General features: G+C 65.9%; 25 protein-coding genes. 15 read left to right on the top strand and 10 right to left on the bottom strand.

Annotated features, from left to right (window positions below; all coding sequences use genetic code 11):
• Positions 1-52: 52 nt before the first annotated feature.
• Positions 53-1141, top strand: a complete 1089-nt coding sequence (locus AB0M74_RS31420; protein ID WP_366529930.1) for an NAD(P)H-dependent oxidoreductase — start codon at positions 53-55, stop codon at positions 1139-1141.
• A gap of 494 nt (positions 1142-1635) precedes the next feature.
• Positions 1636-2121 carry a hypothetical protein gene (locus AB0M74_RS31415; RefSeq protein WP_366529929.1) on the top strand — a complete coding sequence of 162 codons (486 nt, stop codon included), beginning with the start codon at positions 1636-1638 and terminating at the stop codon, positions 2119-2121.
• A gap of 484 nt (positions 2122-2605) precedes the next feature.
• Here AB0M74_RS31415 and AB0M74_RS31410 read toward each other — a convergent pair whose 3' ends face one another.
• Positions 2606-3439 (bottom strand): 2,3,4,5-tetrahydropyridine-2,6-dicarboxylate N-succinyltransferase, encoded by an 834-nt coding sequence (locus AB0M74_RS31410; protein WP_366529928.1) that lies wholly within the window; start codon positions 3437-3439, stop codon positions 2606-2608.
• Between the two features lie 365 nt (positions 3440-3804).
• On the opposite strand from AB0M74_RS31410, the gene AB0M74_RS31405 reads away from it, so the two are divergent.
• Entirely contained in the window at positions 3805-4971 is a 1167-nt protein-coding gene (locus tag AB0M74_RS31405) for a 3-oxoacyl-[acyl-carrier-protein] synthase III C-terminal domain-containing protein (protein ID WP_366529927.1), read from the top strand.
• Between the two features lie 175 nt (positions 4972-5146).
• Here AB0M74_RS31405 and AB0M74_RS31400 read toward each other — a convergent pair whose 3' ends face one another.
• On the bottom strand, positions 5147-5338 hold the full coding sequence (locus AB0M74_RS31400) for a RidA family protein (RefSeq protein ID WP_366529926.1): 192 nt from the start codon (positions 5336-5338) through the stop codon (positions 5147-5149).
• 185 nt (positions 5339-5523) lie between these two features.
• On the bottom strand, positions 5524-6453 hold the full coding sequence (locus tag AB0M74_RS31395; protein WP_366529925.1) for a hypothetical protein: 930 nt from the start codon (positions 6451-6453) through the stop codon (positions 5524-5526).
• Between the two features lie 134 nt (positions 6454-6587).
• Between AB0M74_RS31395 and AB0M74_RS31390 the strand changes: the two genes are divergently transcribed.
• Positions 6588-7397, top strand: a complete 810-nt coding sequence (locus tag AB0M74_RS31390) for an N-acetylmuramoyl-L-alanine amidase (protein WP_366529924.1) — start codon at positions 6588-6590, stop codon at positions 7395-7397.
• 27 nt (positions 7398-7424) lie between these two features.
• Here AB0M74_RS31390 and AB0M74_RS31385 read toward each other — a convergent pair whose 3' ends face one another.
• Complete coding sequence (locus AB0M74_RS31385) at positions 7425-8321, bottom strand: LysR family transcriptional regulator ArgP (RefSeq protein WP_366529923.1); 897 nt, start codon at positions 8319-8321, stop codon at positions 7425-7427.
• Between the two features lie 71 nt (positions 8322-8392).
• On the opposite strand from AB0M74_RS31385, the gene AB0M74_RS31380 reads away from it, so the two are divergent.
• The 3 genes from AB0M74_RS31380 to AB0M74_RS31370 all read left to right on the top strand — a co-directional run bounded on the left by AB0M74_RS31380 (position 8393) and on the right by AB0M74_RS31370 (position 12123).
• Entirely contained in the window at positions 8393-9016 is a 624-nt protein-coding gene (locus tag AB0M74_RS31380; RefSeq protein WP_366529922.1) for a LysE/ArgO family amino acid transporter, read from the top strand.
• A 174-nt stretch (positions 9017-9190) separates the two neighbouring features.
• Positions 9191-11446: an MMPL family transporter gene (locus tag AB0M74_RS31375; protein WP_366529921.1), complete on the top strand. Its 2256-nt coding sequence runs from the start codon at positions 9191-9193 to the stop codon at positions 11444-11446.
• Positions 11443-12123 carry a TetR/AcrR family transcriptional regulator gene (locus AB0M74_RS31370; RefSeq protein ID WP_366529920.1) on the top strand — a complete coding sequence of 227 codons (681 nt, stop codon included), beginning with the start codon at positions 11443-11445 and terminating at the stop codon, positions 12121-12123. The genes AB0M74_RS31375 and AB0M74_RS31370 overlap by 4 nt, the downstream gene beginning before the upstream one ends.
• On the opposite strand, the gene AB0M74_RS31365 is transcribed toward AB0M74_RS31370, so the two are convergent.
• Positions 12086-12364 (bottom strand): hypothetical protein, encoded by a 279-nt coding sequence (locus AB0M74_RS31365; protein WP_366529919.1) that lies wholly within the window; start codon positions 12362-12364, stop codon positions 12086-12088. The genes AB0M74_RS31370 and AB0M74_RS31365 overlap by 38 nt on opposite strands.
• A 238-nt stretch (positions 12365-12602) precedes the next feature.
• Positions 12603-12968: a hypothetical protein gene (locus tag AB0M74_RS31360; protein WP_366529918.1), complete on the bottom strand. Its 366-nt coding sequence runs from the start codon at positions 12966-12968 to the stop codon at positions 12603-12605.
• Positions 12969-13058: 90 nt separating this feature from the next.
• On the opposite strand from AB0M74_RS31360, the gene AB0M74_RS31355 reads away from it, so the two are divergent.
• On the top strand, positions 13059-13400 hold the full coding sequence (locus tag AB0M74_RS31355; protein WP_366529917.1) for a hypothetical protein: 342 nt from the start codon (positions 13059-13061) through the stop codon (positions 13398-13400).
• Between the two features lie 512 nt (positions 13401-13912).
• Here the strand turns inward: AB0M74_RS31355 and AB0M74_RS31350 are convergent.
• Positions 13913-14548, bottom strand: coding sequence for an MspA family porin (locus tag AB0M74_RS31350; RefSeq protein WP_366529916.1), 636 nt, complete (start codon positions 14546-14548; stop codon positions 13913-13915).
• 804 nt (positions 14549-15352) lie between these two features.
• Between AB0M74_RS31350 and AB0M74_RS31345 the strand changes: the two genes are divergently transcribed.
• Together AB0M74_RS31345 and AB0M74_RS31340 are read left to right on the top strand one after the other, a co-directional pair.
• Positions 15353-16540, top strand: coding sequence for an FAD-dependent oxidoreductase (locus AB0M74_RS31345; protein ID WP_366529915.1), 1188 nt, complete (start codon positions 15353-15355; stop codon positions 16538-16540).
• 27 nt (positions 16541-16567) lie between these two features.
• Positions 16568-17509 (top strand): sigma-70 family RNA polymerase sigma factor, encoded by a 942-nt coding sequence (locus tag AB0M74_RS31340; protein ID WP_366529914.1) that lies wholly within the window; start codon positions 16568-16570, stop codon positions 17507-17509.
• A 121-nt stretch (positions 17510-17630) separates the two neighbouring features.
• Here the strand turns inward: AB0M74_RS31340 and AB0M74_RS31335 are convergent, their stop codons facing one another.
• Positions 17631-18371 (bottom strand): glucose 1-dehydrogenase, encoded by a 741-nt coding sequence (locus AB0M74_RS31335; protein ID WP_366529913.1) that lies wholly within the window; start codon positions 18369-18371, stop codon positions 17631-17633.
• Between the two features lie 155 nt (positions 18372-18526).
• Between AB0M74_RS31335 and AB0M74_RS31330 the strand changes: the two genes are divergently transcribed.
• Together AB0M74_RS31330 and AB0M74_RS31325 are read left to right on the top strand one after the other, a co-directional pair.
• Entirely contained in the window at positions 18527-18985 is a 459-nt protein-coding gene (locus AB0M74_RS31330) for a MaoC family dehydratase (RefSeq protein WP_366529912.1), read from the top strand.
• A 99-nt stretch (positions 18986-19084) separates the two neighbouring features.
• Positions 19085-20014, top strand: coding sequence for an alpha/beta hydrolase (locus AB0M74_RS31325; protein ID WP_366529911.1), 930 nt, complete (start codon positions 19085-19087; stop codon positions 20012-20014).
• Positions 20015-20201: 187 nt separating this feature from the next.
• On the opposite strand, the gene AB0M74_RS31320 is transcribed toward AB0M74_RS31325, so the two are convergent.
• On the bottom strand, positions 20202-21599 hold the full coding sequence (locus tag AB0M74_RS31320; protein ID WP_366529910.1) for a wax ester/triacylglycerol synthase family O-acyltransferase: 1398 nt from the start codon (positions 21597-21599) through the stop codon (positions 20202-20204).
• Positions 21600-21822: 223 nt separating this feature from the next.
• Here AB0M74_RS31320 and AB0M74_RS31315 point away from each other — a divergent pair, with 223 nt between their 5' ends.
• The 3 genes from AB0M74_RS31315 (at position 21823) to AB0M74_RS31305 (ending at position 25734) form a co-directional block, all read left to right on the top strand.
• On the top strand, positions 21823-22725 hold the full coding sequence (locus tag AB0M74_RS31315) for a metal-dependent hydrolase (protein ID WP_366529909.1): 903 nt from the start codon (positions 21823-21825) through the stop codon (positions 22723-22725).
• Complete coding sequence (locus AB0M74_RS31310; RefSeq protein WP_366529908.1) at positions 22722-23828, top strand: PDR/VanB family oxidoreductase; 1107 nt, start codon at positions 22722-22724, stop codon at positions 23826-23828. Before AB0M74_RS31315 ends, AB0M74_RS31310 begins: the two co-directional genes overlap by 4 nt.
• A gap of 130 nt (positions 23829-23958) precedes the next feature.
• On the top strand, positions 23959-25734 hold the full coding sequence (locus tag AB0M74_RS31305) for an SDR family oxidoreductase (RefSeq protein ID WP_366529907.1): 1776 nt from the start codon (positions 23959-23961) through the stop codon (positions 25732-25734).
• Between the two features lie 3 nt (positions 25735-25737).
• On the opposite strand, the gene AB0M74_RS31300 is transcribed toward AB0M74_RS31305, so the two are convergent.
• Entirely contained in the window at positions 25738-26208 is a 471-nt protein-coding gene (locus AB0M74_RS31300) for a hypothetical protein (protein WP_366529906.1), read from the bottom strand.
• Positions 26209-26283: the final 75 nt, after the last annotated feature.

Genomic DNA, 26283 nt, shown 5'->3' with positions numbered 1-26283 from the left:
GGCTGTGTCGTCGGAAGGTCGTGACACTTTCAGCCAAGCAGGAGTTCCGGAAATGATCAGACTCGGCATCATCCTCGGCAGTACCCGGCCCAACCGCAACGGCCCGCAGGTCGCCCAGTGGGTTCTGGACGCGGCATCACAGCGCGACGACGCCGAGTTCGAACTGATCGACCTACGCGACCACCCGCTGCCGCATCTGGACGAGCCCGTGGCGCCGATGTTCGGCCCGTCGGTGCATGCGCACACCCGCGCCTGGGCCGAGCGGATCGCCCCGTTCGACGGCTTCGTGGTGGTGACCCCGGAGTACAACGGCGGCGCCCCCGGGGTGCTGAAGAACGCCATCGACCACCTGTGCGCGGAATGGTCCGACAAGGCGGTCGGATTCGTCTCCTACGGCGTGAGCGGCGGCGCCCGCGCGGTGGCGCAGCTGCGGGTGGTCTGCAGCACTCTGGGCATGGCCGATGTGAGCCGTCCGGTGGAGTTCTCGGTGCTCACCGATTTCGAGAACTACACCACCTTCACGCCACGCGACCACCATGCCGCAGCCCTGAGCACGCTGCTGGATCAGGTCGTCGCATGGAGCGCCGCGCTCGCGCCGTTGCGGCGGGCCGGTGCCGAAACCACTCTCATCAATCCTGAGGAGTCGATCATGTTGACACCAAACGACTTTCGGTCGCTCGCCGACCGTATCGAGATCGAAGCGCTCAGCGCCTATTACGCGGATGCGGTGATGATGCGCGACAACGACCGCCTGCTATCGGTGTTCACCGACGACGCGGTACTACGTATCCCCGACGCGGGTATCGAACTCCGCGGCCGCGCCGAATTCCAGACCGGATTGCGGCGAATGCAAGACGCCTGGGAGTACTTCATTCAGAACACCCATCCCGGCATGATCGAGATCGACGGCGACACCGCATCCGGCCGCGCCCACATCCTTGAATTCGGCCGGTTGAAAAGTGGCAGTTCGCATATGAACTACGCGATCTACCACGATCGTTACCGGCGAACGACCGACGGCTGGAAGTTCACCGAACGGGTATACGAGATCCGATACCTCGACAACTCGCAGTTGGCGGGCTCGCCGCTGGGCGAGAACGGACTGGGCGTGGACGTATCCGCTGTGCAGCTACCCGGGTGATCGTGCGCTGTCCAGCGGGTTCTGGCACGCCGGCCGCATCGCGGCGGATGGAATTCCTACACCCGGGTGTTCGGCTCATACGACGCCGGTGGCCACGGTGTGGCTCTCTCATGGCTTGCGCCTCGCCGGGCACCCTGCCGGGAGTGCCTGGAAGGGGTTTGCGCACGAAGTAGCCCCATCCGGTGGCACCTCCAGGTCGAATACCAGGCGATCGTTCAGCGGGATTTCCGCTCCAGAGCCGTTGTCGCCGTCGCGCTGTGCGTGGGGCTGCCGGTGCTGATAGCGATCGTCCTCCTCGCGATGGGAATTCGCCCGGGCCGGAACAGTTGCGGTTTGCCGCCTGGTCGGCGGTGGAGATGAGATCTTCAGCGCTGTAACCGCTTTCGGTCCTGGTAGGCAAGATCATCAACAGCGCGTCTACGCCAGATGTTACAGTGATTTCACTAACGCCATGTTGTCGTAACGACGACTGTTGGTCACCCGGTAAACCAGGCATGACTCTCAATCGCAAGCAGCTGCAACAGTTTTTGGCCCGCGCTGGTGTCATCGCAGCAGTGACCGCCGCTGGGGTGGTCGGGCTCGCGGCGCCCGCTACCGCCATTCCGCACGAGCCAGGCTTTCCGTTCTCGCCGACCCTGACGCGCCTGGTCCCGACCAGCTGCTCCGCGATCATCGACGCGGTCACCGTGCGGCAGGAGAAGCCTGGCACGTTCGGCGTGCGGGTGAACCTTACCCAGACCGGGGACGGCTGCGCGGACTGGAAGGTCGCTGTGCGCTTCAAGAACCTGGATACCGGGTACGCGGACGGGCAGCAGCACCGCGTTGTGAACGGTGTCGTCCAAAACACGGTGGACGGCGTGATCGTCGGTTTCGGCACGGCGCCGGGCGTCGGCCGGGTGGAGGCTCGGATCGTCGCACTGGACTCGAACGACAGGGAGATGGAGCAGATCTCGGGTACGGCAACGTTCACACTGAGCTGAGCGTTGGTGCCGTGTCCAGTGATCGCTGGACACGACACACTCGGCGGTCGGTCACCGTGCAGGATCAGCATGGTGTGCACACCATGGTGAACTCGTCCTCCGTTCCCGGAGCAGCGAGTGGATTCCCCTGTCGCGTAGTTCTTTCCGGAGATGCTCGACCGATACATCGTGATGCCGGCCGATAGGGTCGATCAGGGCGGATACAGCCGAACCTCCCCGGCGCTCACCCGGGATAACTCCCGCAATGCCGTGAGCTGGAAATCCCGGCGGCAGAAGTTCGGTGACTACGAGATCCCCTCGCTGCACCTGAAGGAGGGACTGGAGCCCGGGGCCACACAGGTTCTGGGCTGCACGTGCGCGGCTGACCGCCGGCGATGGACGCCGACGAACTGGTGCGCGAACCCAGGGGCCGTGGCGCCGGTGGGGTGAGCGCCGTCAACGCGCTCATCTGGACCTCCGATCCAGGCCCGTGGGCGACCTGTGATCAGCTAGCCAAGCCGTGGTCGCGCAGGATTTCATTGAGCGCGAGCTTGTCGTGGCCGCTCCCCTCGGGCAGACGCTTCAGAACAAGCATGCAGGGCATCCCGAATTCCCCTCCAGGAAATTTCTTGATCCTGGTCGAGCCGACGCACACCGACCAGGCGGGGGCCTCGCCGCGCGGGAGCTCATCGCCGGTCTCGGCGTCGAAGACTCGCGTCGATCTGGTGAGGATCACTCCCGCACCGAGTTTGGCGCCCTTGCGAACACGGGCGCTTTCCACGACCATCGACCGCGAGCCGATGAACGCATCGTCCTCGATGATCACCGGGGCGGCATTGGGTGGTTCCAGCACTCCGCCGATGCCCGCACCGCCGGCTAGATGGACATTGCGCCCGATCTGCGCGCCGGACCCGACGGTGGCCCATGTATCCACCATCGAACCGGCCGCCACGTACCCGCCGACATTGACAAAAGACGGCATCAGCACCACCCCCGGAGCCAGATAGCTGCCCCATCGAGCGATCGCGCCGGGTACAACCCGCACACCGTCGAATCGCTCCTTCAACGGCATCCGATCCTGATATCTGAACTCGCCGACACCTGTTTCAGTTACCTCGAACACCTTGAACGACAACAGGATCGCCCGCTTCGCGCGCACATCGACCAGCACCGCATCGGTATCGGGGTCAACCTCCGCGACCCGGGCATTCCCTCGATCCAGCTGGTCGAGGGCCGCAACGACAGTGGCGTGGGCGTCTCGATCGACCGGGCCGAGTTGGTCGCGGCGCTCCCACAAGCGGTCGATGTCGGTTGGCAGGGGGCTGTTCACCAAGGTCATAGACCGCAGCCTATCGATCGAAACCACTGGACAATCGCCGGCGCCGCAGCCGGTGACAGTCCACTCGTCGCCGGCCACGACCACGACCACCGGTGGCGGGCCAGCTCCTCCCGCCCTGCTTTGTACGCCTCGCGTGGGTATCTCGCCGACGAGCTCGGGCTCCGGGAGTGGATGCGGCGCGGATGCGCAGCATCGAGCGGGGCTCGACTTGCGAGTGCCTGACGGCGGGCGTAGGCATCGCACTCCGAGCAGCACCCAACACCAGGGTGGGGGATCCACACCCCTGGGGTATCTATTTGCGGAACATTTGCTGCTCGACGATTAAGGAACGCATTCCAATCGCTCGAGCGAGGAAGAACGACTCCATGTCAATTGCTCTTGACCAGGCACTTGTCACCCGCCCGACTGCGCAAGCCTATGAGCACCCAACTCCGTCGGGGCCGCCGACCGTACCCGTCATCGAAGCGATCGCGACCGGTGCACCTGGCCGGGTCCTCGACCAATCCGTCGCAGCGGACTGGATGGCTGGGCAATTCACCGATCCGGAGCAGCAAACCCGGATCCGACGGATCTTCGGTAAGACCATGATCGACACCCGACGATTCGCGGTCGACCCGCTGGATCCTCGACGTCATGCGCCCGGCGGGACCGCGATGACGATCCGGGATCGCATGCACCTGTTCTACCGCCACGCCGTTCCACTGGCGGTCGATGTGGCGCGACGCGCGCTCGAAGGTATCGAGCCGGCCGACGTCGGACTTCTGGTATTCGCCACGAGTACCGGCATCATCGCGCCCGGCGTTGACGTCGCGGTTGTCGAAGACCTCGGGCTGCCCCGGTCGGTCGCTCGCCTGGTGGTCAACTTCATGGGCTGCGCGGCAGCCATGAACGGAATTCGCACCGCCTCGGACTTCGTCCGGGCCAACCCGGACAAGAAGGCAATGGTCCTGTGCATCGAGCTCAACTCAGTGCATGTCGTCCCCGTAGAAGACGTCAACGACGCGGTGAGCTACAGCCTGTTCGGAGACGGCTGCGGTGCGGTCGTCATCGGGGCCAACCAGGGGGCGGAGCAGGCCGAAGCCGGGACGATCGTCATCCGGGACAACTTCACTCATCTGTTCGAGGGCACCGCCGACGGCATCGCGGTCGGTGTCAACCAGGACGCCATCATGTGCGAGCTGTCCGAGAATGTACCCCAGTACATCTACAACGGTGTTGCTCCCGTCATCGGAGAAATCCTGCGACGCAACGAATTGCGGCAGCCGGACATCGATGTATGGGCAATCCACCCGGGCGGGCCGAAGATACTGCTCCAATCCGCTCGATCGCTCGGCCTCCCGCCGGAAGCCGCGTCGACGAGCTGGGATGTTCTCAGTGAGTACGGAAACATGTCGAGCGTCTCGCTGATCTTCGTGCTCGAACGGATCGCCGGTCGGACAGGGACGAACAAGCCGATCTCGACGGGCGTCGCGTTCTCGTTCGCGCCCGGAATCACGATCGAGGGAATCGTCTTCGACGTCGTTCGCAGGTGATCGTGCCCCCCGAGAACGGCGGGTTCTGCCGCGCATAGCGCGCAGAGACTGGAACGGCCCAGCAACCGCCAGGGATGCTGGGGCCGTTCGCGTCAGTCGCGTGTCGACCCGAATCCTGGATCTGGCCCGGCTTCCGTGCTGGACCGAGTTGAAATACACACGGGTGCTCGATGATCTACGGCTTGCGCGCGATCGCCTCTACCTCCACCTTGAACCCCAGGAGGTTGGAGACGAGGGTGGCGCGAGCGGGATACGGCTCGGTGAAGTACTTCTGATAGATCTCGTTGAACGCGGCGAAGTCTGCGGGGTCGACGATATAGGCCGTGACCTCGAGGACATCGGAGAATCCGCAGCCGGCCGCTTCCAAGCAGTTCGACTCATATCGAAGTGGCCGATGCGGGTCTCAGCGGAGATCGGATCACCGACCGCATCGTCAATGATCCAGCACCCGAGCGCATTTCGAGCGGTTGATCACACAAGCGAGGTCAGATCTGGTGTCCCACCGCAACAGTCGGGCTGCCCGCAAGTCCAAGGTATGCCGGACAGTGCGCCCTAGGTCTGCCGAAGTTCGCGGTTGCTCACGAACGAGCCCGGTGGCCGGTACACGTAGTAGAGCGATGATATGCGGTGGTCGGGATGCGCGTTGTCACACGATTGTGCGGTGTATCGACGCAATGCCTTTGTGCCGAAGTGCCTTTCCTCTGCGTCGATACACGGCAGGCCAACGAGAAGCAGGTGGCGGTGTGGAACGGCGAGGAGACCGGCGGGCACGAGAGGCGCGGGCGTGACTTCGTCGATGATCAGTGCCCAGGCGGATACGGGAAGGTCGACTCCGTCGGGTGCCGAGCCGAAGTACACCTCACCGCTGCCCACCAGCTTCTGCTGGTCGTCCACGAATGTGGTGGTGTGCTTCTCCCATACCGGAGGCGGCAGTCGACGCAGGCAGCGCCGGACGGAGTCCAGCAGTTCGTCGGCGGTGAGATTCCAGGCGCTGACTGCGGAGTTCGGTACGAAGGAATGCATTGTCGGCGCATCCGCGATGTCGGGCACCACTGCCACGAAGCAGGCGTAAAGGCCATCGGCCACTTGGGTACAGAACGGCTGGTCGGGGTGGTCTGGTTCCGCTTCGAACATCAGCTCGCGCCGACTGTAGAGCCACACCTCCAGCAGAGCTTCGACCTCGTTGAAAGGCGTTTCGGTAAGCCATTCCCGCTGTAGTCGGCCCTCGGCCCAGGCCATGATTCGAGAAGAGCAGAGGTCACTCCACTGCGCTGTGTCACTTTCTCGGCAACGGGCGGCGAGCGCACTCAGCGCGAATGGATAGATTTCGATCGATGGCTCGCCCGCCGCCATCTCGACGTAGCCGCCGTCGATATCTTGGCCGTCCGCGCCGTACAGGCTGAGCCCGTCGTCGACTGCCGTACAGAATATGTCGTACTCGTCGGCGCTGAAGAACTCGCACCATTGCGGCATCGCGTCCATTATTTGCTCTTCCTCGCTCGGTCGAGCCTCTCACGGTAGTGAATCGCTCTGGGCGCTACCTCCCTCTTCGGAGAAGAGTCGTCGTGGCCGCTGGTGATCGGTCGCCGCGCCGGGTTTTGTGGCACTGTGGCGTCGTGGGATATCGATACTGGAAGGTAGCTGCGGTGGTCAGCGCATGGTGCGTGCTGCTCGTCGGATGCGCGCACGACTCGACGAGTTCGCGCCCGAGCAAGCGGACCTCCAGCGCAGCGCCGGAGTCGGCCGAAACCTCGCCCGATGCCTCGACAATCCCTATCGCCGACGACCGTGTCGTGGTGCTGGATCCTGGTCACAACGGCGGCAATGCCACGCATCCGGGCGTGATCAACCAACAGGTCCCGGATGGCCGGGGCAGGACCAAACCGTGTAATACGACGGGGACGTCGGCGAACGACGGGTACACCGAGCACGAGTTCAACTGGGATGTAGCGACGTTGGTGCGCGCCGCGCTTGTCGCTCGCGGTATCCGCGTCGTGATGACGCGGCCCGATGATGCCGGCGTCGGTCCGTGTATCGGTGAACGTGCCGCCATCGGAAACAGCAGTGGGGCCGTGGCGGTGGTGTCGATTCACGCGGATGGCGCGGCCGCCGGCGCGCACGGCTTCCATGTCGCGTATTCCTCGCCGCCGTTGAATCCTGCCCAGGGCGAGCCATCGGTTCGGCTGGCGACGATGTTGCGCGACACCATGGTCGGGTTCGGATTCGCCACCTCGACCTATGTCGGTTCCGACGGGCTGAACCCCCGCGCGGACCTGGCGGGACTCAACTTCTCCGAACGTCCGGTGGCGCTGGTGGAGTGTGGGAACATGCGCGATCCCGGCGATGCGGCATTGCTCGAATCACCCGACGGGCGTGCGAAATTCGCCGATGCCATCGCGGCCGCGATTGTCAGCTATCTCGGGTAGACGACGAAACATGCTGGAGCGCAAGCCTTATCGCAGTAGTGCGTTGGCGGCGGCCGCGGCGATAGCGGTGGCGGTGCTGCTCAGCGCGGGGGACTCGAGCCGCCACTGCTGCCAATAGAGGGGGACGTCGATGTAGGAGTCGCCGTCGATGGGCACCAGTCGGCCCGCGGCCTGATCCGCACGGGTTTGCAAGTCGGGAAGCATGCCCCAGCCCAGCCCAATGCGAACGGCGTCGCCGAAGCCGGTCGAGGAGGGGATGTAGTGGCGCGGCGGGTCGATGGGCTGTCTGCTGCGTCGTCGCATGTGCCGGTCCTGGAGGTCGTCCTTGCGGTCGAACAGGACGACCGGCGCCACCGCGTAGGTCTTGGCGGTGGCCCCGTCACCGAACCAGGTTCGCGCGAACTCGGGGTTGGCCATCGGCCGGTAGCGCATCGCGCCGAGCCGTTCGACCTTGCAGCCCTGCACCGCCGCCGCGGTGGCGGTGATCGCCGCCATGACCGTCCCGTCGCGCAGCAGTCGCGTGGTGTGCTCCTCGTCCTCGCGGTGGATCTCGAAACACACCCCCGCCGACGCCCGGCTCAGCGCGGGCATTACCCAGGTTTCCAGCGAATCGGCGTTGACCGCGATCGGAAGCCGAATCGGCCGATCGATACTGGGCTCCTGGCCGGTGTCGCCCAATTCACGGGCGGTGTCACCGGCGAGCAGTTCGATCTGCCTGGCCAGCCGCAGGACCGCCAGTCCGGATTCGGTGGGGCGCACGGGCTTGGTGCGCTGCAACAGGATGCGACCTGCCGCATCCTCCAGCGCCTTGATCCGTTGGCTGATCGCCGAGGGCGTGACCCGCAGGCTGCGCGCGGCGGCGTCGAAGGTGCCCTCGGTGACGGCCGCATGGAGAGCGCGCAGCTGGTCGAGTTGGAGGTCCATTAAGAAATCGTAAAGGTACGTGAAAATCTTTAGCTGGTCTTGCCTCGATTACCCGCCTAACGTCGGCGGACGTGACGCTTTCCTCGGCAGCCCTGGCTGCTATCTCAGGTCTTGGTTTCGGGCTCTCGCTCATCGTGGCGATCGGCGCGCAGAACGCTTTCGTGTTGCGACAGGGGCTGCGCGGCCAGCATGTGCTGGCTGTCGTCACGGTGTGTGCGGTGTCGGATGTGGTGCTGATCGCCGCGGGCATCGGTGGCTTCGGGATAGTCGTGACCTCGGTGCCCGCGGTTGTCGAGATCGCGCGCTACGGCGGAGCGGCCTTCCTGGCCGGATACGGTGTGCTCGCGGCGCGGCGGGCGCTGTCGAACGACGCGCTCGCCGCAGCATCCACCGGCGCCTCGGTCGCCCTCGGCGCCACCGTCGCCACTTGCCTGGCGCTGACCTGGCTCAACCCGCACGTCTACCTCGACACCGTGGTGCTGCTCGGTTCCTTCGCCAGCACCTACGCCACCCCGGACCGCTGGTTCCTCGGAGTCGGCGCGATGCTCGGCAGCATTATCTGGTTCACCGGACTCGGCTACGGCGCTAGGCTGCTCGGTCCGTTGTTCGCCCGTCCCGCCGCTTGGCGGGTTCTGGATTCGGTCATCGCTTTGGTGATGTTCAGCCTGGCCATGGGGCTGGTGCTCACCGGCTGATCGGTGCTCGGCTCACCGGCCGGGTCGGTCGTCGGGCTCCCGTATGGGGACTTCGGCCTAGCGATCCCGGTGCGTAGCGGTGCCGTGGAAACCCCACGGGCCCTGTTCGTTCTGAGTTAACGGCGTTACGCTAACCCTGTTCAACCACGGGCAATCGAAGAGGGGGAGTTGCTTATGCTCGTTCGCATCGCGCACGCGGCCACCAGGCACCCGCGCACGATATTGCTGGCCGCCGCACTGCTCGCGGTGCTCTGCGGGATATTCGGCGCCTCAGTGACCTCACACATGAAGACAGGCGGCTTCACCTCCAACGACGCCGAATCGACACGGGTAGCGCAACTGATCGCCGACAACTTCGGCGGCGCGCAACCCAACATCATCCTGCTGGTCAGTGCCGAAGCGGGCGTCGAAAGCCCGGCCGCCCGCGCCACGGGCGCCAGGCTGGTCGATTCCCTGCGGGCCCGCGGTGACGTGATCGGCGTCCAGTCCTATTGGAGTGCGCCGCAACCGCTCGCCGCCGCGCTGCGCAGCAAGGACAGCAAGAGCGCACTGGTATTCGGCTACATCACCGGCGACGAGACCGCGGCCCAGCAGGTGGCGGGAGAGATCGCCGAGCAGCTCACCGGGACCGCCGACGGCGTCACCGTCGGTCAAGGCGGACTCAGCTCCGTCTACCACGATGTGAACGCACAGATCACCCACGATCTCGCAGTCGCCGAGGGTGTCGCGATCCCGCTGTCGTTCATCGTGCTGGTGCTCGTGTTCGGCAGCCTGGTCGCCGCGTTGCTGCCGCTGGCCGTCGGCATCTTCGCGATCCTCACCACGCTGGCGATCCTGCGCACGCTGACGGTATTCACCGATGTGTCGATCTTCGCGCTGAACTTGACGACCGCACTCGGACTCGCCCTCGCCATCGATTACAGCCTGTTCATCGTGAGCCGATACCGGGAGGAACTGGCCAATGGCCTCTCGGTGGAAGCGGCCGTGGTCCGCGCGGTGCAGACCGCGGGGCGCACGGTGCTCTACTCGGCGTTGACCGTCGCGCTGTCGGTGGCGGCGCTCGGTGTGTTCAACCTGTACTTCCTGAAATCCTTTGCCTACGCCGGCGTTGCGGTCGTCGCCGCGGCCGCGGCTGCCTCGATCCTGATCCTGCCCGCCGTCCTGATGCTGCTCGGAGAGCGGGTGAACGCGGCCGATGTCCGAAAGCCGTTGGGACGCCTATTCGGTCGAGCCCCGCGCGCCGATGTCCCGCTGGAGGAGACCTTCTGGTATCGGACGGTGAGCCGGGTGATGCGCCATGCCGCGCCGGTCGCCATCGCGATTATCGTGCTGCTGCTGGCGGTCGGGTCTCCATTCCTTTCGGTGAAATTCGGCTACCCGGATGATCGGGTACTCAATGCCAACGCCGCAGCGACCAGTCGCGAGGTCGGTGACGCGCTGCGCGATGACTTCGCCGCCGATGTGGCCGCGAACACCACCGTCGTGCTGGACGGCTACCAGGGCGGCCCCGTCGCGCTCGGTGACTACGCCGCCGCACTGTCGAAAGTGCAAGGCGTGGCCGGTGTGCTCTCCGGTGCCGGCGCGTTCTCGGGCGGCATGAAGGTGTCGGCGGGCCCGCCGACCATGGTGAACAACACCGGCGCATTCCTCACTGTCGCGACGACGGTCGATCCGTTCACCGCGGCGGGCAAGACCCAACTGGCGCAGCTGCGCGCGGTGCCGAGTCCGGCGCCCGCGCTCTTCGGCGGTGCCGCGGCGACCAATGTCGACGCGCTGGACGCACTGGGCGCTCGGATCCCGCTGGCCGGCGCGTTGATCGTGCTCACCACCTTCGTCGTCCTGTTCCTGTTCACCGGCAGTGTGCTGCTGCCGCTGAAAGCGCTTGCCCTCAATACACTCTCGCTGACGGCGGCCTTCGGCGCGATGGTCTGGATCTTCCAGGACGGGCACCTGTCGAGCCTGCTCGGCAGCTCCGCGACGGGATATCTGGTTCCGACGATGCCGATCCTGATGTTCTGCCTCGCCTTCGGCATGTCCATGGACTACGAGGTATTCCTGCTCTCACGCATCCGTGAGGAATGGCTGGCTTCGGGACGCGCCGCCGCCGACAACGTGCGCGCGGTCGCGATCGGCGTCGCGCGCACCGGGCGAATCTTCACCGCCGCCGCGTTGTTGATGGCGATCATCATGGCCGCCATGGTCACCTCGAAGGTATCGTTCATCCAAATGATGGGCCTGGGGCTGACTTTGACGGTGCTCGCGGACGCGACACTGATCCGTGGTCTGCTCGCGCCCGCACTGATGCGGCTGATGGGCACCGCGAACTGGTGGGCGCCTGCGCCATTGGCCCGGCTGCACGCCAAGATCGGGTTGAGCGAAGAGGCCGTCGTCCCCGTGTCCGACGAGCAGACACTGGCCGGTCGCCGATGACCTTTGCGCGCAGACAACGGTCCGCCCGCGGCTCTGGGCAGCAGCTGCGTACCGAAATACTTTGCGCTGCAAAGGAATTGCTGGCTCGCACCGGCAGCGTCGAGGCCGTGTCGATTCGCGAAATCAGCAAGATGGTCGGTGTCAGCGCGCCCTCGATCTACCGGCATTTCGCGGACAAGGATCAGCTCATCGAGGCGGTCGTCGCGCAGGTCTTCGAGGACCTGGAGGCGGTGATGCGCGCCGTGGGTGACCCGGCGGCCTCACCGATGGAACGCCTGCGTCAACAGGGCCTGGTCTACGTCCGGTTCGCCATCGAACACCCTGAGCAGTACCGGCTGGCCACCAGCCCCGGACAGACCGCGGGTGCGGTCGATCAGGTGCTCGGCAGCGGCGCCTTCACGCATTTCGCCGCCGCGGTGAGCGAGTGCATGGCCGCCGGATTGTTCGAACCGGCCGACCCCATCCCCGTGGTAATGGAACTGTGGGCGAGCGCGCACGGCATCGCCTCGCTGCTCATCGCCAAACCGTATCTGCCATGGGGTGATCTGGAAGCCGTCGCGGATCGAGTGATGCGCGCGGCCTGCGTCGGTCGCGTCGTGATCGACAACGTGCTCGGCGACGACGCGACACCGCAGGACCTCACCCAGTGGGTGATCGAACAGCGCCAGCACCGCTGAGCACGCGGTCAGTCGAGGGTCGTACCCGCCCCGACGCGATCGCCGCAACGAGGGCTCGATGGTCGGCGATCGTCCGGTCGGCGTAGGCGAGAGCGAACTCGCCCATGGCACGGTCGAAGGCGTTTCCGGTGCCGAGACAGGCGGCGATGGCGATGCGCTCACCGGAGAGCGGCGTGGGCGCGGGCCAGGGCGAACCCACCCACGCACCGCCGAATGCCGGCGCAAGGGCTGTGTGGGACATGTCCTCGATCACCGCGGAGCAGCGGCCGGGGGCTCCATCGCGAGGGTGTGCTCCGCCATCCGCTCAGTCCTGCCCGCCGGTCCGGCTACGACAATCATTCGGCAATCAGGCTGCGGAAACTTGTTGCCTTCGCGGTTGTCTCGCGAACGGTCGTTACCTTGACGCGCCCGGACGGCTCGATTTGCGGTCGAGCCCGCCTCTGCCCCAAGGTGAACTGGCCCAAGAGGGGTGGCCTGGTTCAGGCGATACCCACGCAGCCGCTCTTGGATACGGCAAGGATCGTCACCACGACTGCGAGGCCGACCAGGACCAGCGTCAGCCGAGTGCGGCGTAGCACGGCGGCGACGATGAAGGGGGCAACCCAGATAAGTCCGATGCCGATGCTCCCGGTGGCATGGTCGGCCATTTGGGGGCTGGTCCATGTCGCCCTAACGTCGCAGCCGGCGGAAAACACGTTGATCGTGACGAGGACCAGGCCGGCAAAGCCCCACACGATGGTAATCGCGACAGCGGCGATCGCTTTCAGAGCCCGTTTCCAGCCGAGCCGCCACCGAGGTGGTTGAGTAGCTGCCATACGCCGATCATCGCCGAGTGCCGCGGCCATCTCGTCATCGGCGCCAGCTGACCGCGCGAGAACACCGCCACTTCCCACCGCGAGTCACAGCCGTCTTGGCGATTCCGGCTCCAGGGGCGAGTGTCCGCTGTGCTCGGCGAGGATGGACGGTACGCGCCCGAAAACCGTTATCTCGCCGACCAATTCATCACCTACATCGGCGAGTGGATGGTGCGCCGCGCCGAGGGTGTTTGGTTCAACTCACCACAGAACGGTGCGCCGATCTTTGACCAGTACGGTCCGGCGGTTGGTTACCGATGGTCGCAGGAGTCGACGAACGACTTTCTGATATTGCTGTTCATGATGGCCGTCGATCGTGACGATAGCCCGTATGGGTACTTCGTGGACCTGTTGTACAGGCGCGCACTGACATTCGCGGAGGAGCGAGGTCGGCCGGATCTGGAAGCGGAGATCTTGGCGTGATCGTGCGCGGGCATGGATCCGGAGGAGCAGCCCGACGCAGCAGTGGGTGGCTTCGGAGGGATTACAGGACCTCGAATCCGCCCGAAATTCGGTGAGTTCTACGAGAACCCCGATCAGCTGGCGCGTCGCCGTCCTGTGCGCGCCCGGACCACCGGATACGCACAGGACGGCGTGACCTATGTCAGAGCCTGCTCACTGCTGGGCAGGGACGATCGGTGTGCTGCCACCAGGACCCGGAGCGGGGGGAACCAGGGCACCGGCAGGCGTATTCGCGCTCGGTGCGGACTTCGCGGGCGGGGGCGCGAGCATGTGGAGTGGCAACGGCGGTGCCTGCGGCGCCGGGCCGCGCGCGGGCGGCGGACCGGTGTTTTCGCATGCGGTGGACTGGCTTTCGCCGCACGCCGCCGGACCGATCGGAACGATCGGTTCGGCACTGGCGGTTGCCCCGGCGAAGACGAGTGTGACCGATGCTCCCGCGGGCACGATCCACGAACGCCACCCGCTCGTTCGAATCACAGCCATATCGGGTCACCATAGACCGCGACCGAATTGTCGGCCGTTGCCGTGGATATCGAGACGATCGCGAACGAGCGCAGACTGACCGCACCGGCGCACGCATCGATCTTGATCTGCACCTGATCGACCGAGATCGAACCATGCGCTCCGGCAAGCGTTTTCGTGCCGAGGGTGATGCTGCTGATGGTGCCCGGCTTGATCGTCGCCGAGATGTTCGGCAGCACGAGCGCGCTGCCGCCGACCGCGAGGCCGGGTTGCGGGACGATGGTCACCATCGCGTTCGGGCCGATCGCGGCCGAGAGCCCCATAGACAGGCCGTTGGTCACATCGGCCTGGCACCCGATCTGGTATCCCAGCTGTACTGTCCCCGAATTCACCGCGGCCCGGCCTTCGCCGCTGATGTCGGCGGCTGCCGACAAGCTGACGAAACCCTCACGGGTAAACGGCGTCCCGGCCAGATTGGGGACGTGCTGAACGTCTTCCGCGGTCTTGCTGACCTGCAGATCCCAGCCGTCTTCGGTGCTGATGGAGCGGGATTTGTCCGCTAGTTGATCGGCGGTGGCGGTGGCGGCGGTCATGCCGAATGTCGCCACCGCGGCGACGCTCAGCATCGCTATGGTCGAGCCCTTCAATGGAATCCTTAACGCTAGTCACAGTCCGGCGCTATAGTACGGGCTCGACCCGACGTCGCGGCATCGGACGGATGCCCCCAATTGCTGGGTAGTGGCTGGTTCGTCAGTCGGTCGGCAACACGGTTGTACCGCGTCCGCCAGCACTCGCGGTGGCGACAGATTATGTAGCGCCCCGGTGCAATTGCGCTCGCCACCATGCTCGGGCTGGATGAGGTAGGTGTACTCCGAAGCCTCGCGCATGCCGATTGCCGAGCGGGGGTGTCCCGAATGGCGGTGGTCCACCAGCGCGTCCGCTGTTCGGCGACCAATGAAAGGGGATTGCCGCCTGCCGCGCAAACCTCCGCTTCCACAGCACCGGACTTGGAATGCCTGCGCTTCTCTCGTTTGCCGGGACTGGCGCACCACGACGGCACGGATGACCGATGAAGGGAGTCCGGGCGGGCGTCGATCTGCGTCAGCAAGACCGCGGTCTTCCTGACACAGCAGTATCTGGCACTTCGGTATGTCGCTGACCAGCCAGATGTCAGATCTATTGAGTCAGCCCGACTGGTTTTCGGCTCAATAGATCTGGCCGTCGTTCATCACGCTCGGGTTTCCCGTGCCGGGGTGATGTGCGTCAAACGCTGTGCGCGGTTCGTCGAGGCAACTCGTCGATGAGTTCGAGAGCTGCTCGGGCTGACGTGGTTCGGAATGGAGTTCGTCCGCTGAGCGAGCCTCGAGCGTGGTCCACGTCACTGGTTGAGGCTGTCAGGGATTCGCGGGCTGTCTCGTTCAGGTAGCACGCGAACCAGACAGGAGCGAACCATGAAGCACCGCATCGTCGTCCTCGGAGCCGGATACGCCGGAGCCTATTCCGCCGGATACCTGGCCCGCCAACTCCACTCCGACGACTTCGAGGTCACCGTCGTCAATGCCGAACCCGATTTCGTCGAGCGGTTGCGCCTGCACCAGCTCGCCGCCGGGCATGTTCTCCGCCACCGGCCGCTGGCAGAGATGTTCGCGGGCACCGGCATCCGGCTGCGACTGGCACGGGTAACCGAGCTCGACGTCGAGCACCGGACTGTCACCATTGCCGACGGCGAGGGCGTCGACCGGCTCGAATACGACACCCTCTTCTACGCGCTCGGCAGCACCGCCGCCGACCACGGCGTTCCGGGCGTCGGCGAGCACGCCTTCCATGTGGCCGCGCGGCCGTCCGCGCTGCGCCTGCGCGCGCGCTTGGATGAGCTCGGCGAGGCCGGGACGGTGCTGGTAGTCGGCGGCAACCTGACCGCGATAGAGGCCGCTACCGAGATCGCCGAAGCCCATCCAGGACTTCGGGTCAGCCTCGCCACCAGCGGCGAACTCGGCGGCTGGCTGGGCACGAAGGCTCGCCGTCACCTGCTGCGGGCCTTCGACCGGTTCGGTATCACGGTCCACGAGCACACCACCATCGAGCGCGTCGAGGCGGCGGGAGCCGTCGCCGCTGACGGAACCGTGTTCGCCGCCGAGGCGACCGTGTGGACCGCCGGTTTCGCCGTCCACCCGATCGCCGCCGCCAGCGGTCTCACGGTGGAAACCAACGGCCAGATCACGGTCGACCGTCAGATGCGGTCGGTCTCGCACCCGGATGTCTACGCCGCCGGTGACTGCGTCTTCGTCATCGGCGAGAACGGTCGGCCGTTGCCGATGTCCTGTGCTTCGGCGGGATTCACCGGCATGCAGGCGGCGGCCGCGCTCGTCGGGGATCTGAGCGGGCGCAAGATCAAGGCGACCGCGCTGATCTATTTCGGGAACCACATCAGCCTCGGACGCAAGGACGGGATCTTCCAGCTTGTCGACGGGGACGCGCGGTCGAAGTCCGGGGCCCTGTGCGGCCGGTCGGCGGCGCGAATCAAGTCGGCGATCGTGGCAACCAGCGGCTGGGCCGTCAGCCGCCCGACCTTCGGAAAACCGGATCACCAGTACCGCTTGGCCACTCGAGAGCGCTCGCTCGACAAGGTCACCGTTTAGATTGGTGCTGATGGACGATAAGTGCTGATGGACACTGCCACCGTGGCGCGTTTCGAGGCCAGCCGGAATCGGCTGGCCTCGCTCGCCTACCGTCTGCTCGGCTCGGCCGCAGACGCCGAGGACACGGTGCAGGACGCGTTCCTGCGGTGGCAGGCCGCCGACCGGGAGTACATCGAGGTGCCCGAGGCATGGCTGACCAAGATCGTCACCAACCTGGCGCTCGACCGGCTCCGATCGGCGAAGGTGCGGCGCGAACGCGCGGTCGGCGCCTGGATGCCCGAACCGCTCCTCGACGGCGACCCGATGCTGGGCCCCGCTGACACCGTCGAACAGCGCGAATCGGTGACCTTGGCGGTGCTGACGCTCATGGAGCGTCTGTCGCCGGTCGAGCGGGCCGTTTACGTGCTGCGCGAGGCCTTTGCCTACAGCCACGCCGAGACGGCCGAGATTCTCGGCATCACCGAGTCCGGTAGTCAGCAACACGCTCACCGGGCCCGGCGTCGAATCGCCGCCGCTGGCAACGGCGCTGACGTCGACCATGCCTCCGCGCGTCGAATCGTCGAGGCGTTCGTCGATGCCGCCTCCTCGGGCCGGACCGAACGGCTGGTTGCGCTGCTGACCGACGACGCGACCGGCGTCTCCGACGGTGCCGGGCTGGGGCGGGCCGAGAAACTGATCCGTTACTCGACCCCGGAGCGGCTCGCCAGCGCGGTGCGGGCCGGCTTCACACCGTCACCGGCCAAGCGGAGACTAGCCGGTGGCTCGCCCGCGATCCATGCTGTCGTAGTCAACGGCTGCCCGGCCATGCTGGTCACACTCGACGACCGGGTCGTGGGCGTCGTGATCCTGGAGATCCGTGACAACAAGATCGCAGGCGTGCGCGGCATCGCCACCCCGGACCGACTCGGCCGCCTCACCGAGGAATGGCAGCGGCAGGAGCATGATGTCCCGCTGATCGAATCGTGGTAACCGGCCGCCCGGGCCGAGGACGTGACGAACTCCGTCAGGATGCCGAAGCCATGACAAAGCCTGCCGTCCCTGCTCGCGGGGCAGACTCCCAGCAGCTGTCACTCGGTAGCGCCGCAGGTGTTCAGAAAGTCTTGTGCGGGACGCCGACGGTGAGACCGCCGTCGATCACGAATTCGGCGCCGGTCGAATACGAGGATTCGTCGCTGGCCAGGAAGGTCACCAGCGCGGAGACCTCGGCGGGTTCGGCGGCCCGCCCCATCGGGATCTGCAGGAAGTCGGCGGGAATGCCCTCGGTCATCGGGGTGCGGATCAGGCCGGGATGCACCGAGTTGACTCGAATTCCGTACTGCGCCAATTCGAGTGCGGTGGACTTGGTCAGGCCTCGGACAGCGAATTTGGTCGCGGTGTAGCCGTGCAGGCCGGGGCTGCCGCGCATGCCCTCCACGGAGGAGATATTGATCATCGAGCCGCCGCCTGCCTCGATCATGGCGGTAGTGGCGGCCTGCATGCCGAGGAAGGTGCCGGTGAGATTGATGTCGATGATCCGCTGCCATTCGGACAGTTCGAAGTCGACCAGCAGGTTGCCGTTGACGATGCCGGCATTGTTCACCAGCACGTTCAGCGAGCCGAACCGGTCGACCGCGGTGGCGACCGCGTCGCGCCACTGCTGGGGTTCGCGGACGTCGAGGTGTACGTAGACGGCGTTGTCGCCGAGTTCCTCGGCCAGCGCGGCGCCTTCGTCGTCGAGGAGATCGCCCAGCACCACGTGCGCATCCTCGGCCAGCATGGCCCTGGCGTGCGCGGCGCCCATGCCGCGCGCCCCGCCGCTGATCAATGCCACCTTGCCGGTCAACCGCGCCATCGCGGCACCTCCGTTTCTCGTCTGTTGTCGAACACTGTCAACCTACTGGAACGCGTTGCAGAAATGTGGCGATCGCGCGGCGTCGACGAGCCTGCAGGCGGCAGCTCGCGCGGAGTCCCGGGCCGATGTTCGGGGTGGAACGTAGGGTTCGGCGTATGAGCGAGCCCACTTCTTTCACCATGGAATCGCTGCGGCAGGCTGCGGGTACCGAGCTCGGCGTGAGCCGCTGGATCGAGATCGGCCAGGGCCGCATCGACGCGTTCGCCGAGGCGACCGAGGACCGGCAATGGATCCACGTCGACTCCGAGCGTGCCGCGACCGGCCCGTTCGGCACCACGGTTGCCCACGGCTATCTCACGCTGTCGCTGCTCCCGCCGATCATGGCCGACCTGATGGTCATCACCGACGCCGCCGCACGACTCAACTATGGCCTGAACACCGTGCGGTTCCCTGCGCCGGTGCCCGCGGGGTCGCGCATCCGCGGTCGCGCCCGGATCGTGAGTGTCGAGGAGGTCCGCGGCGGTGTGCAGGCCGTCGTGCAGGTGACGATCGAACGTGAGGGCGGCGACAAGCCCGCGTGCGTCGCCGAATACATCGTCCGCGCCCTGGACTGAAGCCGGGATTCCGTCGGGGGTGTGGCGTGGTCCTGTGGCATCATCGATGTGTAACGCGTTCTAATTCTGTTCGGTGAATCGTGCCGAAGGAGGCTCCCGATGACGAATCCGAACCGCGGTGCGGCGATAGCGATGCGACGGTTCGGGCGGCGCACCCGGGTGCCCGATATCGCCGAGGTGCCGGGCGGCCGATTGATGGACCTGCCGGGACGCGGGCGGACGTACGTGGTCGATATACCGGGGCCTGTCGGTGCGCCGACGCTGGTGCTGCTGCACGCGACGGCCTGCACCGGGTATCTCACCTGGTTCCCCGCCCTCGCCGCACTTGCCGAGCGGTTCCGGGTCATCGTGTTCGACCAGCGCTGGCACGGCCGCGGCATTCGCTCACCGCGCTTCTCGGTCGAGGACTGTGCCGACGATGTCGTCGCGGTGCTCGACGCGGTGGGTGTGCAACGCGCCGTCTGTGCGGGATATTCCCTCGGTGGTGTCGTCGGATTGCTTGCCGCGCACCGTCATTCGGATCGAGTCGGCGGCTTGGTGCTGTGTGCGACGCCGTATCGGTTCCAGGAGAAGTTGCGCGAGCGGGCCTTTCATCAGACGTTCGGTGTATTGGCGGATGCGTTCGGCCCCTATGCCTTTCAGCGGGCCGAGCTGTACCACGAACAGCTGCCGGAACTACCGGATCACACCTGGCCGCCCGGCAAACTCGAACGGTGGGCGCTGGCGGAATTTCGAAGCACGAGCGGATGGGCGCTCGCACAGGTCATCGCGGCGGTCGGTCGATTCGACTCGACCCCGTGGCTCGCCACCCTGAAAATGCCGACGGCTGTGGTTATCACGACCCGGGACCGGGCGATTCCCGTCTATCGCCAGCTGGAGATGGCGACCTCGATTCCCGGTGCGACCATTCACTTGGTCAAGGGTGGCCACGCCTCGTGCGTGCTGGCGGCCGACCGCTTCGTGCCGGTACTGCTCGACGCGTGCGCCGCGGTTGCCGCCCGAGTGGGCAAGTCGGCGACCGGGGAGTGATCGCGCACCGGCCGCGCTCGGCCATCGGCCTCGTGCGGGCTTCGGGAAGACGATGTCGCACCGGGCGGCGGGCTACAACCTGCCGGGCGCGGGGAAGGGGTGTCGCCGAACGGCTCGGGCAACGATGCTCGGTGAGCCTGGTTGGCAGACCCTGTTCGGCGGCGATGGCGAACAGGGCGGCGGTGGATCAGTGCACGGAGCGCGCCGCGGCGAGTAATTCGTCGACTACGCCGGGTACGGCGTCGGCCAGTGTCGTAACGTCGGGCACCAGCTCCTTGCAGGCGATGAAGCCGAAATCCAGGTCATCGTTGTTGGACAGCACGGTGACCGTGAGTCCGGCGCCGTGGAAGACCGGACCGAACGGATACATGCCATCCACGCGAATGCCGAGAAAATACAGCGGCATCGGCGGGCCCGGCACATTGGAGACCACCAGGTTGTGCACCACCGGATGTCGTTCGGCCAACTTCAGCGACGAGTAGACGCGGGCGGCGAGCCGGAAAGTGTTCGGCGGGGCGTACTTCGACCAGTCCTGCAGGAAATCGGCGCCGATGAGCTGGTACTCCTCCTTGGCGCCGCGATTGAATTCGGCCACCTGCTGCAGGCGCTCCACCGGATCGGCGATATCGGTGCCGAGGCGCGAGAACAGCGTCGAGACCTTGTTGATGCCTTCGTCGTGGCGGGAGTCCTCGTGCGTCGAGACCGGCACCGAGGCGATCAGCGAACGGTCGGGCAGCTCGTCGTGCTTCTCCAGATAGGTGCGCAGCACACCGGCGACGATGGTCAACACCACATCGTTGACCTTGACTCCGAAGGCAGTCTTGATCTCCTTGATGGCATCGAGCTTCGTCTCGGTGAACGCGACCGCTCGATGTGGTGTGATCGCCAGATTGAACGGTGTCCGCGGTGCGGTCAGCGGTAAAGCCATGCCCGCCTTGTTCTCTCGGCGGCGCTGCACGAATCCGGCCACCATGCCCAGGGTCTTCGGCACCATGCCGACCAGGCCCGCCTTGTTCGGAAAATTGATCAGCCCCTCGGCGGCCAGCTTCCAATCATTCGGCTTCCGTTCCGGGTGCCATTGCTCGGTCGGTTCGGGTCGCGTCGCGCCGGGTTCCAGGTCGCACAGGTGCATCATCATGTTGGCTCCGGTGATGCCGTCCACGGCCGCGTGGTGGTACTTGCAGATCACCGCGATCTTGTCGCCCGCGAAACCCTCGACCACGTTCATCTGCCACAGCGGACGGTCTCGATCCATCGGCCTGCTCGCGATGTCGCCGATCAGTTCGGTCAGCTGTTCGCGCCCGCCCGGGCTCGGAATGCCGATCCGTCGAATGTGGTAGTCCAGGTCGAAATCCGGGTCCTCGACCCAGACCGGATGGTCGAGATTGAACGGCACCTCGTGCACGCGCCGTCGCATCTGTGGGACCAGCGGTAATCGCCTGCCGAGTTCTGCTTTGAATGTGTCGAACGAGTAAGGCGTGCCTCCTGCGGTGGGATCGAGGATCAGCAGTGCACACACGTGCAGGTGCTGGGTCCCGGTCTCGAGGTACAGGAAGCTGGCATCCAATCCGGTTAGTCGCTCCATAGCAAAACCCTACTAGAACGCGTTCTAGCATTCCGGGTAACGGGAGGGAAGTGGATCACAATGCGGGCCTCTGCTGCCATGTCGGTCGACGCGGGCGGCGGACGCGATATCTCCGGCGCGCATTGTGTGTTACCTGCGGTTCCATATATGTGTATGATCGTTGCTACAGCCACGCAGGAAGGTGTGCAACGAAGCGGTGTGGCTCGTGCGAAAAGGAGTACCGATGAAGCTACTTCGCCGGGCCGGGCGCCGGCCGGACATCGATCCGGGTGAGGTCGCGCTGCATGCCCGCAATGTGCAATTCGACTGGGCCGACACGCCGCTGCACTGGATGCCTGCCGAGCCGATCGCGTCGCATCTGATCAACGCGCTGAACCTGCTGCTGCCCGAGGGTGAGCGCATGTTCTGTGCGGCCTACAGCGAGGCGCTGCCGTTCGTGAAGGACGAAAAACTCCGCGAGGCCATGCTCGGCTTCATCGGCCAGGAGTCGATGCACGCGGAAACGCACGACAAGGTGCTGCACGAGGTGCTCGCCGCCAATGGCATCGACCCGGGTCCCTACGTACGCCAGGCCGAGTTCCTGTTCCGCAAGACGCTCGGACCGAAAGAAGTCGAGGGTGTGGCGCAGCGCCAGGTGATGGTGGAGCGCCTCGCGGTGATTGCCTGTCTCGAGCACTTCTTCGCTTACCTCGGTGATTGGGTGCTCAACGCGGATCTGGAGAAGTTCGGCGCCGACCCTCGGGTGGCGGACCTGTTCCGCTGGCACGGCGCCGAGGAGGTCGAGCACCGGCATGTCGCCCACGACGTGGCGGTCTACTTCGATGCCGGCTACCTTCGGCGGGCCGCGGTCATGATGATGGTGTTCCCGATCTTCATCACCCTGGTGGTGCGTGGGACCAAATTCATGGTGCATCAGGATTCCGCGTTGCCCGATCTCGGCTACCCGCGGTTGATCACGCGCGTTTTCGGATCGATGTGGCGTGGTGCGCTCCCCGGTGTGCCGTCGCTGCTGTGGAGCGCGGTGACGACCTTCAAGCCCGGCTACAACCCGGAGTCGGTCGGCTCCACCGCCCAAGCGGTCGCCTATCTCGCCAAGTCGCCCGCTGCGCGCGCGGTCGCGTCGTGAGCTATCTGCCCGCTCCGGAACAACTGCCCGCCGATCTGTTCGGCAAGCGCGATCAGGACAGGGCAGTCCGGGTGCTCGACGCGGTCGCTTCGGCGCGGCTGCGCTGGACCACACTGATCAATCGCAAGGAATTGGCGCCGCGGATCGACGACCGCCGGTTGGCGATGGTGGTGACCGGCCGACGGATCGAGGCACATGATCAGGATGTGATCAGCCTGCGGCTGGAAGCCCCCGACGGCGGTGAGCTTCCGGTGTGGCGTCCCGGCGCGCACTTGGATCTGGAACTGCCCTCGGGCCGGTTGCGGCAGTATTCGCTGTGCGGCGATCCCGCCGACACCCGTGCCTACCGGGTCGCGGTGCGCCGCATTCCAGACGGCGGCGGCGGGTCGCTCGAGGTCCACGACGCGTTGCCGGTCGGCTCCCGGCTCATGGTGCGCGGGCCGCGCAACGCTTTTCCTTTCGCGGTGCCCGGCCACGGATCTTCCGCCGTCCGTCTGCATTTCATCGCGGGTGGCATCGGGATAACGCCGATCCTGCCGATGGCGCGACTGGCGATGCGGCTCGGTATCGACTGGTCCATGGTCTACACCGGCCGCAACCGGGACGCCATTCCGTTTCTCCACGAGATCGAGACCTTCGGTGACCGGGTCACCGTGCGCACCGACGACGAACACGGGCTGCCCGACGCCGCAACGCTGCTGACGGGCGTCGACACCGACACCGCGGTGTACTGCTGTGGCCCGGTACCGATGACGACCACGGTCACCGCGGCGGTGCGCGAAATGCGCGGCGTCGAGTTGCACTCCGAACGCTTCTCGCCGCCGCCGATCGTCAACGGGCAGCCCTTCGAAATCGAATTCGCTTCCACCGGTGAGGTTGTCGAAGTGGCTGCGGATCGGTCCGCGCTCGACACCATCCTCGACAGTCGCCCGGACCGGCCGTACTCGTGCCGCCAAGGCTTCTGCCGCACCTGCAAGGTTCGGGTGCTCTCGGGTGCGCCCGATCATCGCGAAACCGTACTGACCGCCGCCGACCACGAGGCAGGCGACATGCTCGTCTGCGTCTCGCGGTCGCAGGGCGGGCGATTGGTGCTCGACCTATGAGGGCACACCCACCGCACAGCGGCCGCAAGCGACCGGTCGACCACCGACCGCGCGCCGCTGGAGGCGACAGATCCGAGCGCCCGTACGACGCGGTCACCAGCACGAACCCGGGGAACAAGGAGACACGGCAATGACGACGTCCGACATCGACTCGGCAGTCACCGAGCGCATCGTCCGCAACGGCGAATTCGACATAGCGGTTTACGAATACGGCGATCCGAGCGCGGAAACCATTGTCCTCGTACATGGTTGGCCGGACACCCATCATCTCTGGGACGCCGTCGTGCCATTGCTCGCCGCGCGGTTCCATGTCGTCACCTACGACACCCGCGGTCACGGTCGATCCACCCGTACCCAGCGCACCGAGGACTACCGGTTGGACGCGCTGGCGACCGACTTCTTCGCCGTCGCCGACGCGGTCAGCCCCGACCGGCCGGTTCACGTGCTCGCGCACGACTGGGGTTCGGTGCAGGTGTGGGAGGCGGTCTGCGAGCCGCAGGCGGCCGAGCGGGTCGCATCCTTCACCTCGGTGTCGGGTCCCAACCTCGATCACATCGGAAAGTGGATGCGCAACAGGCTTTCCCGGCCGACGCCGCGCAATGTCTGGCAGCCGTTCACTCAGCTGCTCTCCTCGGCGTATACGTTCTTCTTCATGACACCGGGGCTGCCGCGGGCGACCTTCGGGCTGTTCGGTACCGAGCAGCGGTGGCAGCGGGTGGTCTCGATCATGAACGAGACCCCAACCTCGAACATCACGCTCGGACCGACCTTCCGCCAGGACATCGTCGACGGTCTACTCATCTACCGGGCCAATATCGTGCGGCGCATGCTTGCCCCGCGCGAGCGGCATACCGAGGTCCCGGTGCAGCTGATCGTCGCAGGTCGTGATGTTGCCGTGCGCCCGGCGGGCCTCGACGACGAGCGCAAATGGACCTCCCGGCTGTGGCGGCGCGATGTCCCGGCCGGGCACTGGATGCCGTTCTCGCATCCCGAGTTGCTCGCCACCGCGACCACCGAGCTCATCGAAACCCTCAACGGTGGATCGGTGCCACGCGCGCTGCGGCGCGCCGAGGTCGGCCGCAGCAAGCGGCCCTTCGAGGACCAGCTGGTCGTCATCACCGGCGGCGGCAGCGGCATCGGCCGCGAGACCGCGCTCGCCTTCGCCCGGCTCGGTGCCGAGATTGTGCTGTCGGATATCAATCCGGTGGCCGCCAAGGAAACCGCGGAGCTGATCGGCGCCGAAAACGGCGTCGCGCACGCGTATGAGCTGGATGTGTCGAACGAGTCGGACGTGACAGCGCATGCGGTGGCCGTGCTCGCGACGCACGGTGTGCCGGACATCCTGATCAACAATGCCGGAATCGGCCAGGCGGGCGACTTCTTCGACACCCCGTCGGCGGAATTCGATCGCGTGCTGCGGATCAACCTGGGCGGTGTGGTCAACGGCTGCCGCGCCTTCGGCTCCGCGATGGCCGAGCAGGGGCTCGGCGGGCACATCGTCAACCTGTCCAGCATGGCGGCCTACAGTCCGCAGCAGGGCTTCAGCGCGTACTCCACGAGCAAGTCGGCGGTGTTCATGTTCTCCGACTGCCTGCGCGCGGAACTGGCCGCGAAGAATATCTCCGTGCACACCATCTGCCCGGGCGTCGTGCACACCAATATCGTTGCCACCACGACCTTCTCGGGTGTCAGCGCAGAGGAGGAGAAGCGCAGGCAAGAGCAGTACGACAAGCTCTACCGGATGCGGCGCTACGGGCCGGAGAAGGTCGCCCAGCAGATCGTGCGGGCCGTGGTACGCGACCGCAGCATCGTCCCGGTCACCCCGGAGGCGCGGTTGCAGTACCAGTTCAACAAGTTCGCTCCGGCCATCGTCAGGTTCGTGGCCGCGCGCGTGAAGCTCACCTGAGCCTCATTCGGATGGCTCCGACGCTCGGCCGAGTTCGGCTTCGATAGCCGCGACTCGTCGGGCGTCGATACCCCACGGATGGTCGACACCGACCTTGGCGTCGAGATCCCAGAGCACGCAGGTTTCGCCCGGCGCGGCGACCATGGACCAGGCGACCACGGTGCGGCCGAGTTGCTCGGCCATCGTGCCGTGCGAGGACTTGTTCGGTGAATTCTTCGGCGGCCCAACGCCATCCGGATAGTGATGCAGAAACTGCCCATAGGCGGCAGTACAGAACGTGGCGTAGCGCTCGGTGCAGAGAATGAATCCGTGCCATGCCTCGTCGACGGCATGCGACGGCATTCCGATCACCTGGCCGTCGCGCATCGCGGCACCACAGCAGCGCAACCACTGCCGCAGGCCTGTTTCCACCAGGTCGCGTGGCTGCCACGGGCTGGTCTTGAAGACGGCCTCGGGCAATTCGAGCGCGGTCACGGTGGCATCGACTTCGTGGAGATCGATTCGGCGCCGTAGTCGGTTTCGCAGGTGCAAGAGGACCACAATTCACTG

It is taken from the genome of Nocardia sp. NPDC051463 (assembly GCF_040681975.1).
Classification (GTDB): Bacteria; Actinomycetota; Actinomycetes; order Mycobacteriales; family Mycobacteriaceae; genus Nocardia.
Note: the sequence above shows the minus strand (reverse complement) of the source record. Positions and strands in the feature narration are given on the sequence as shown.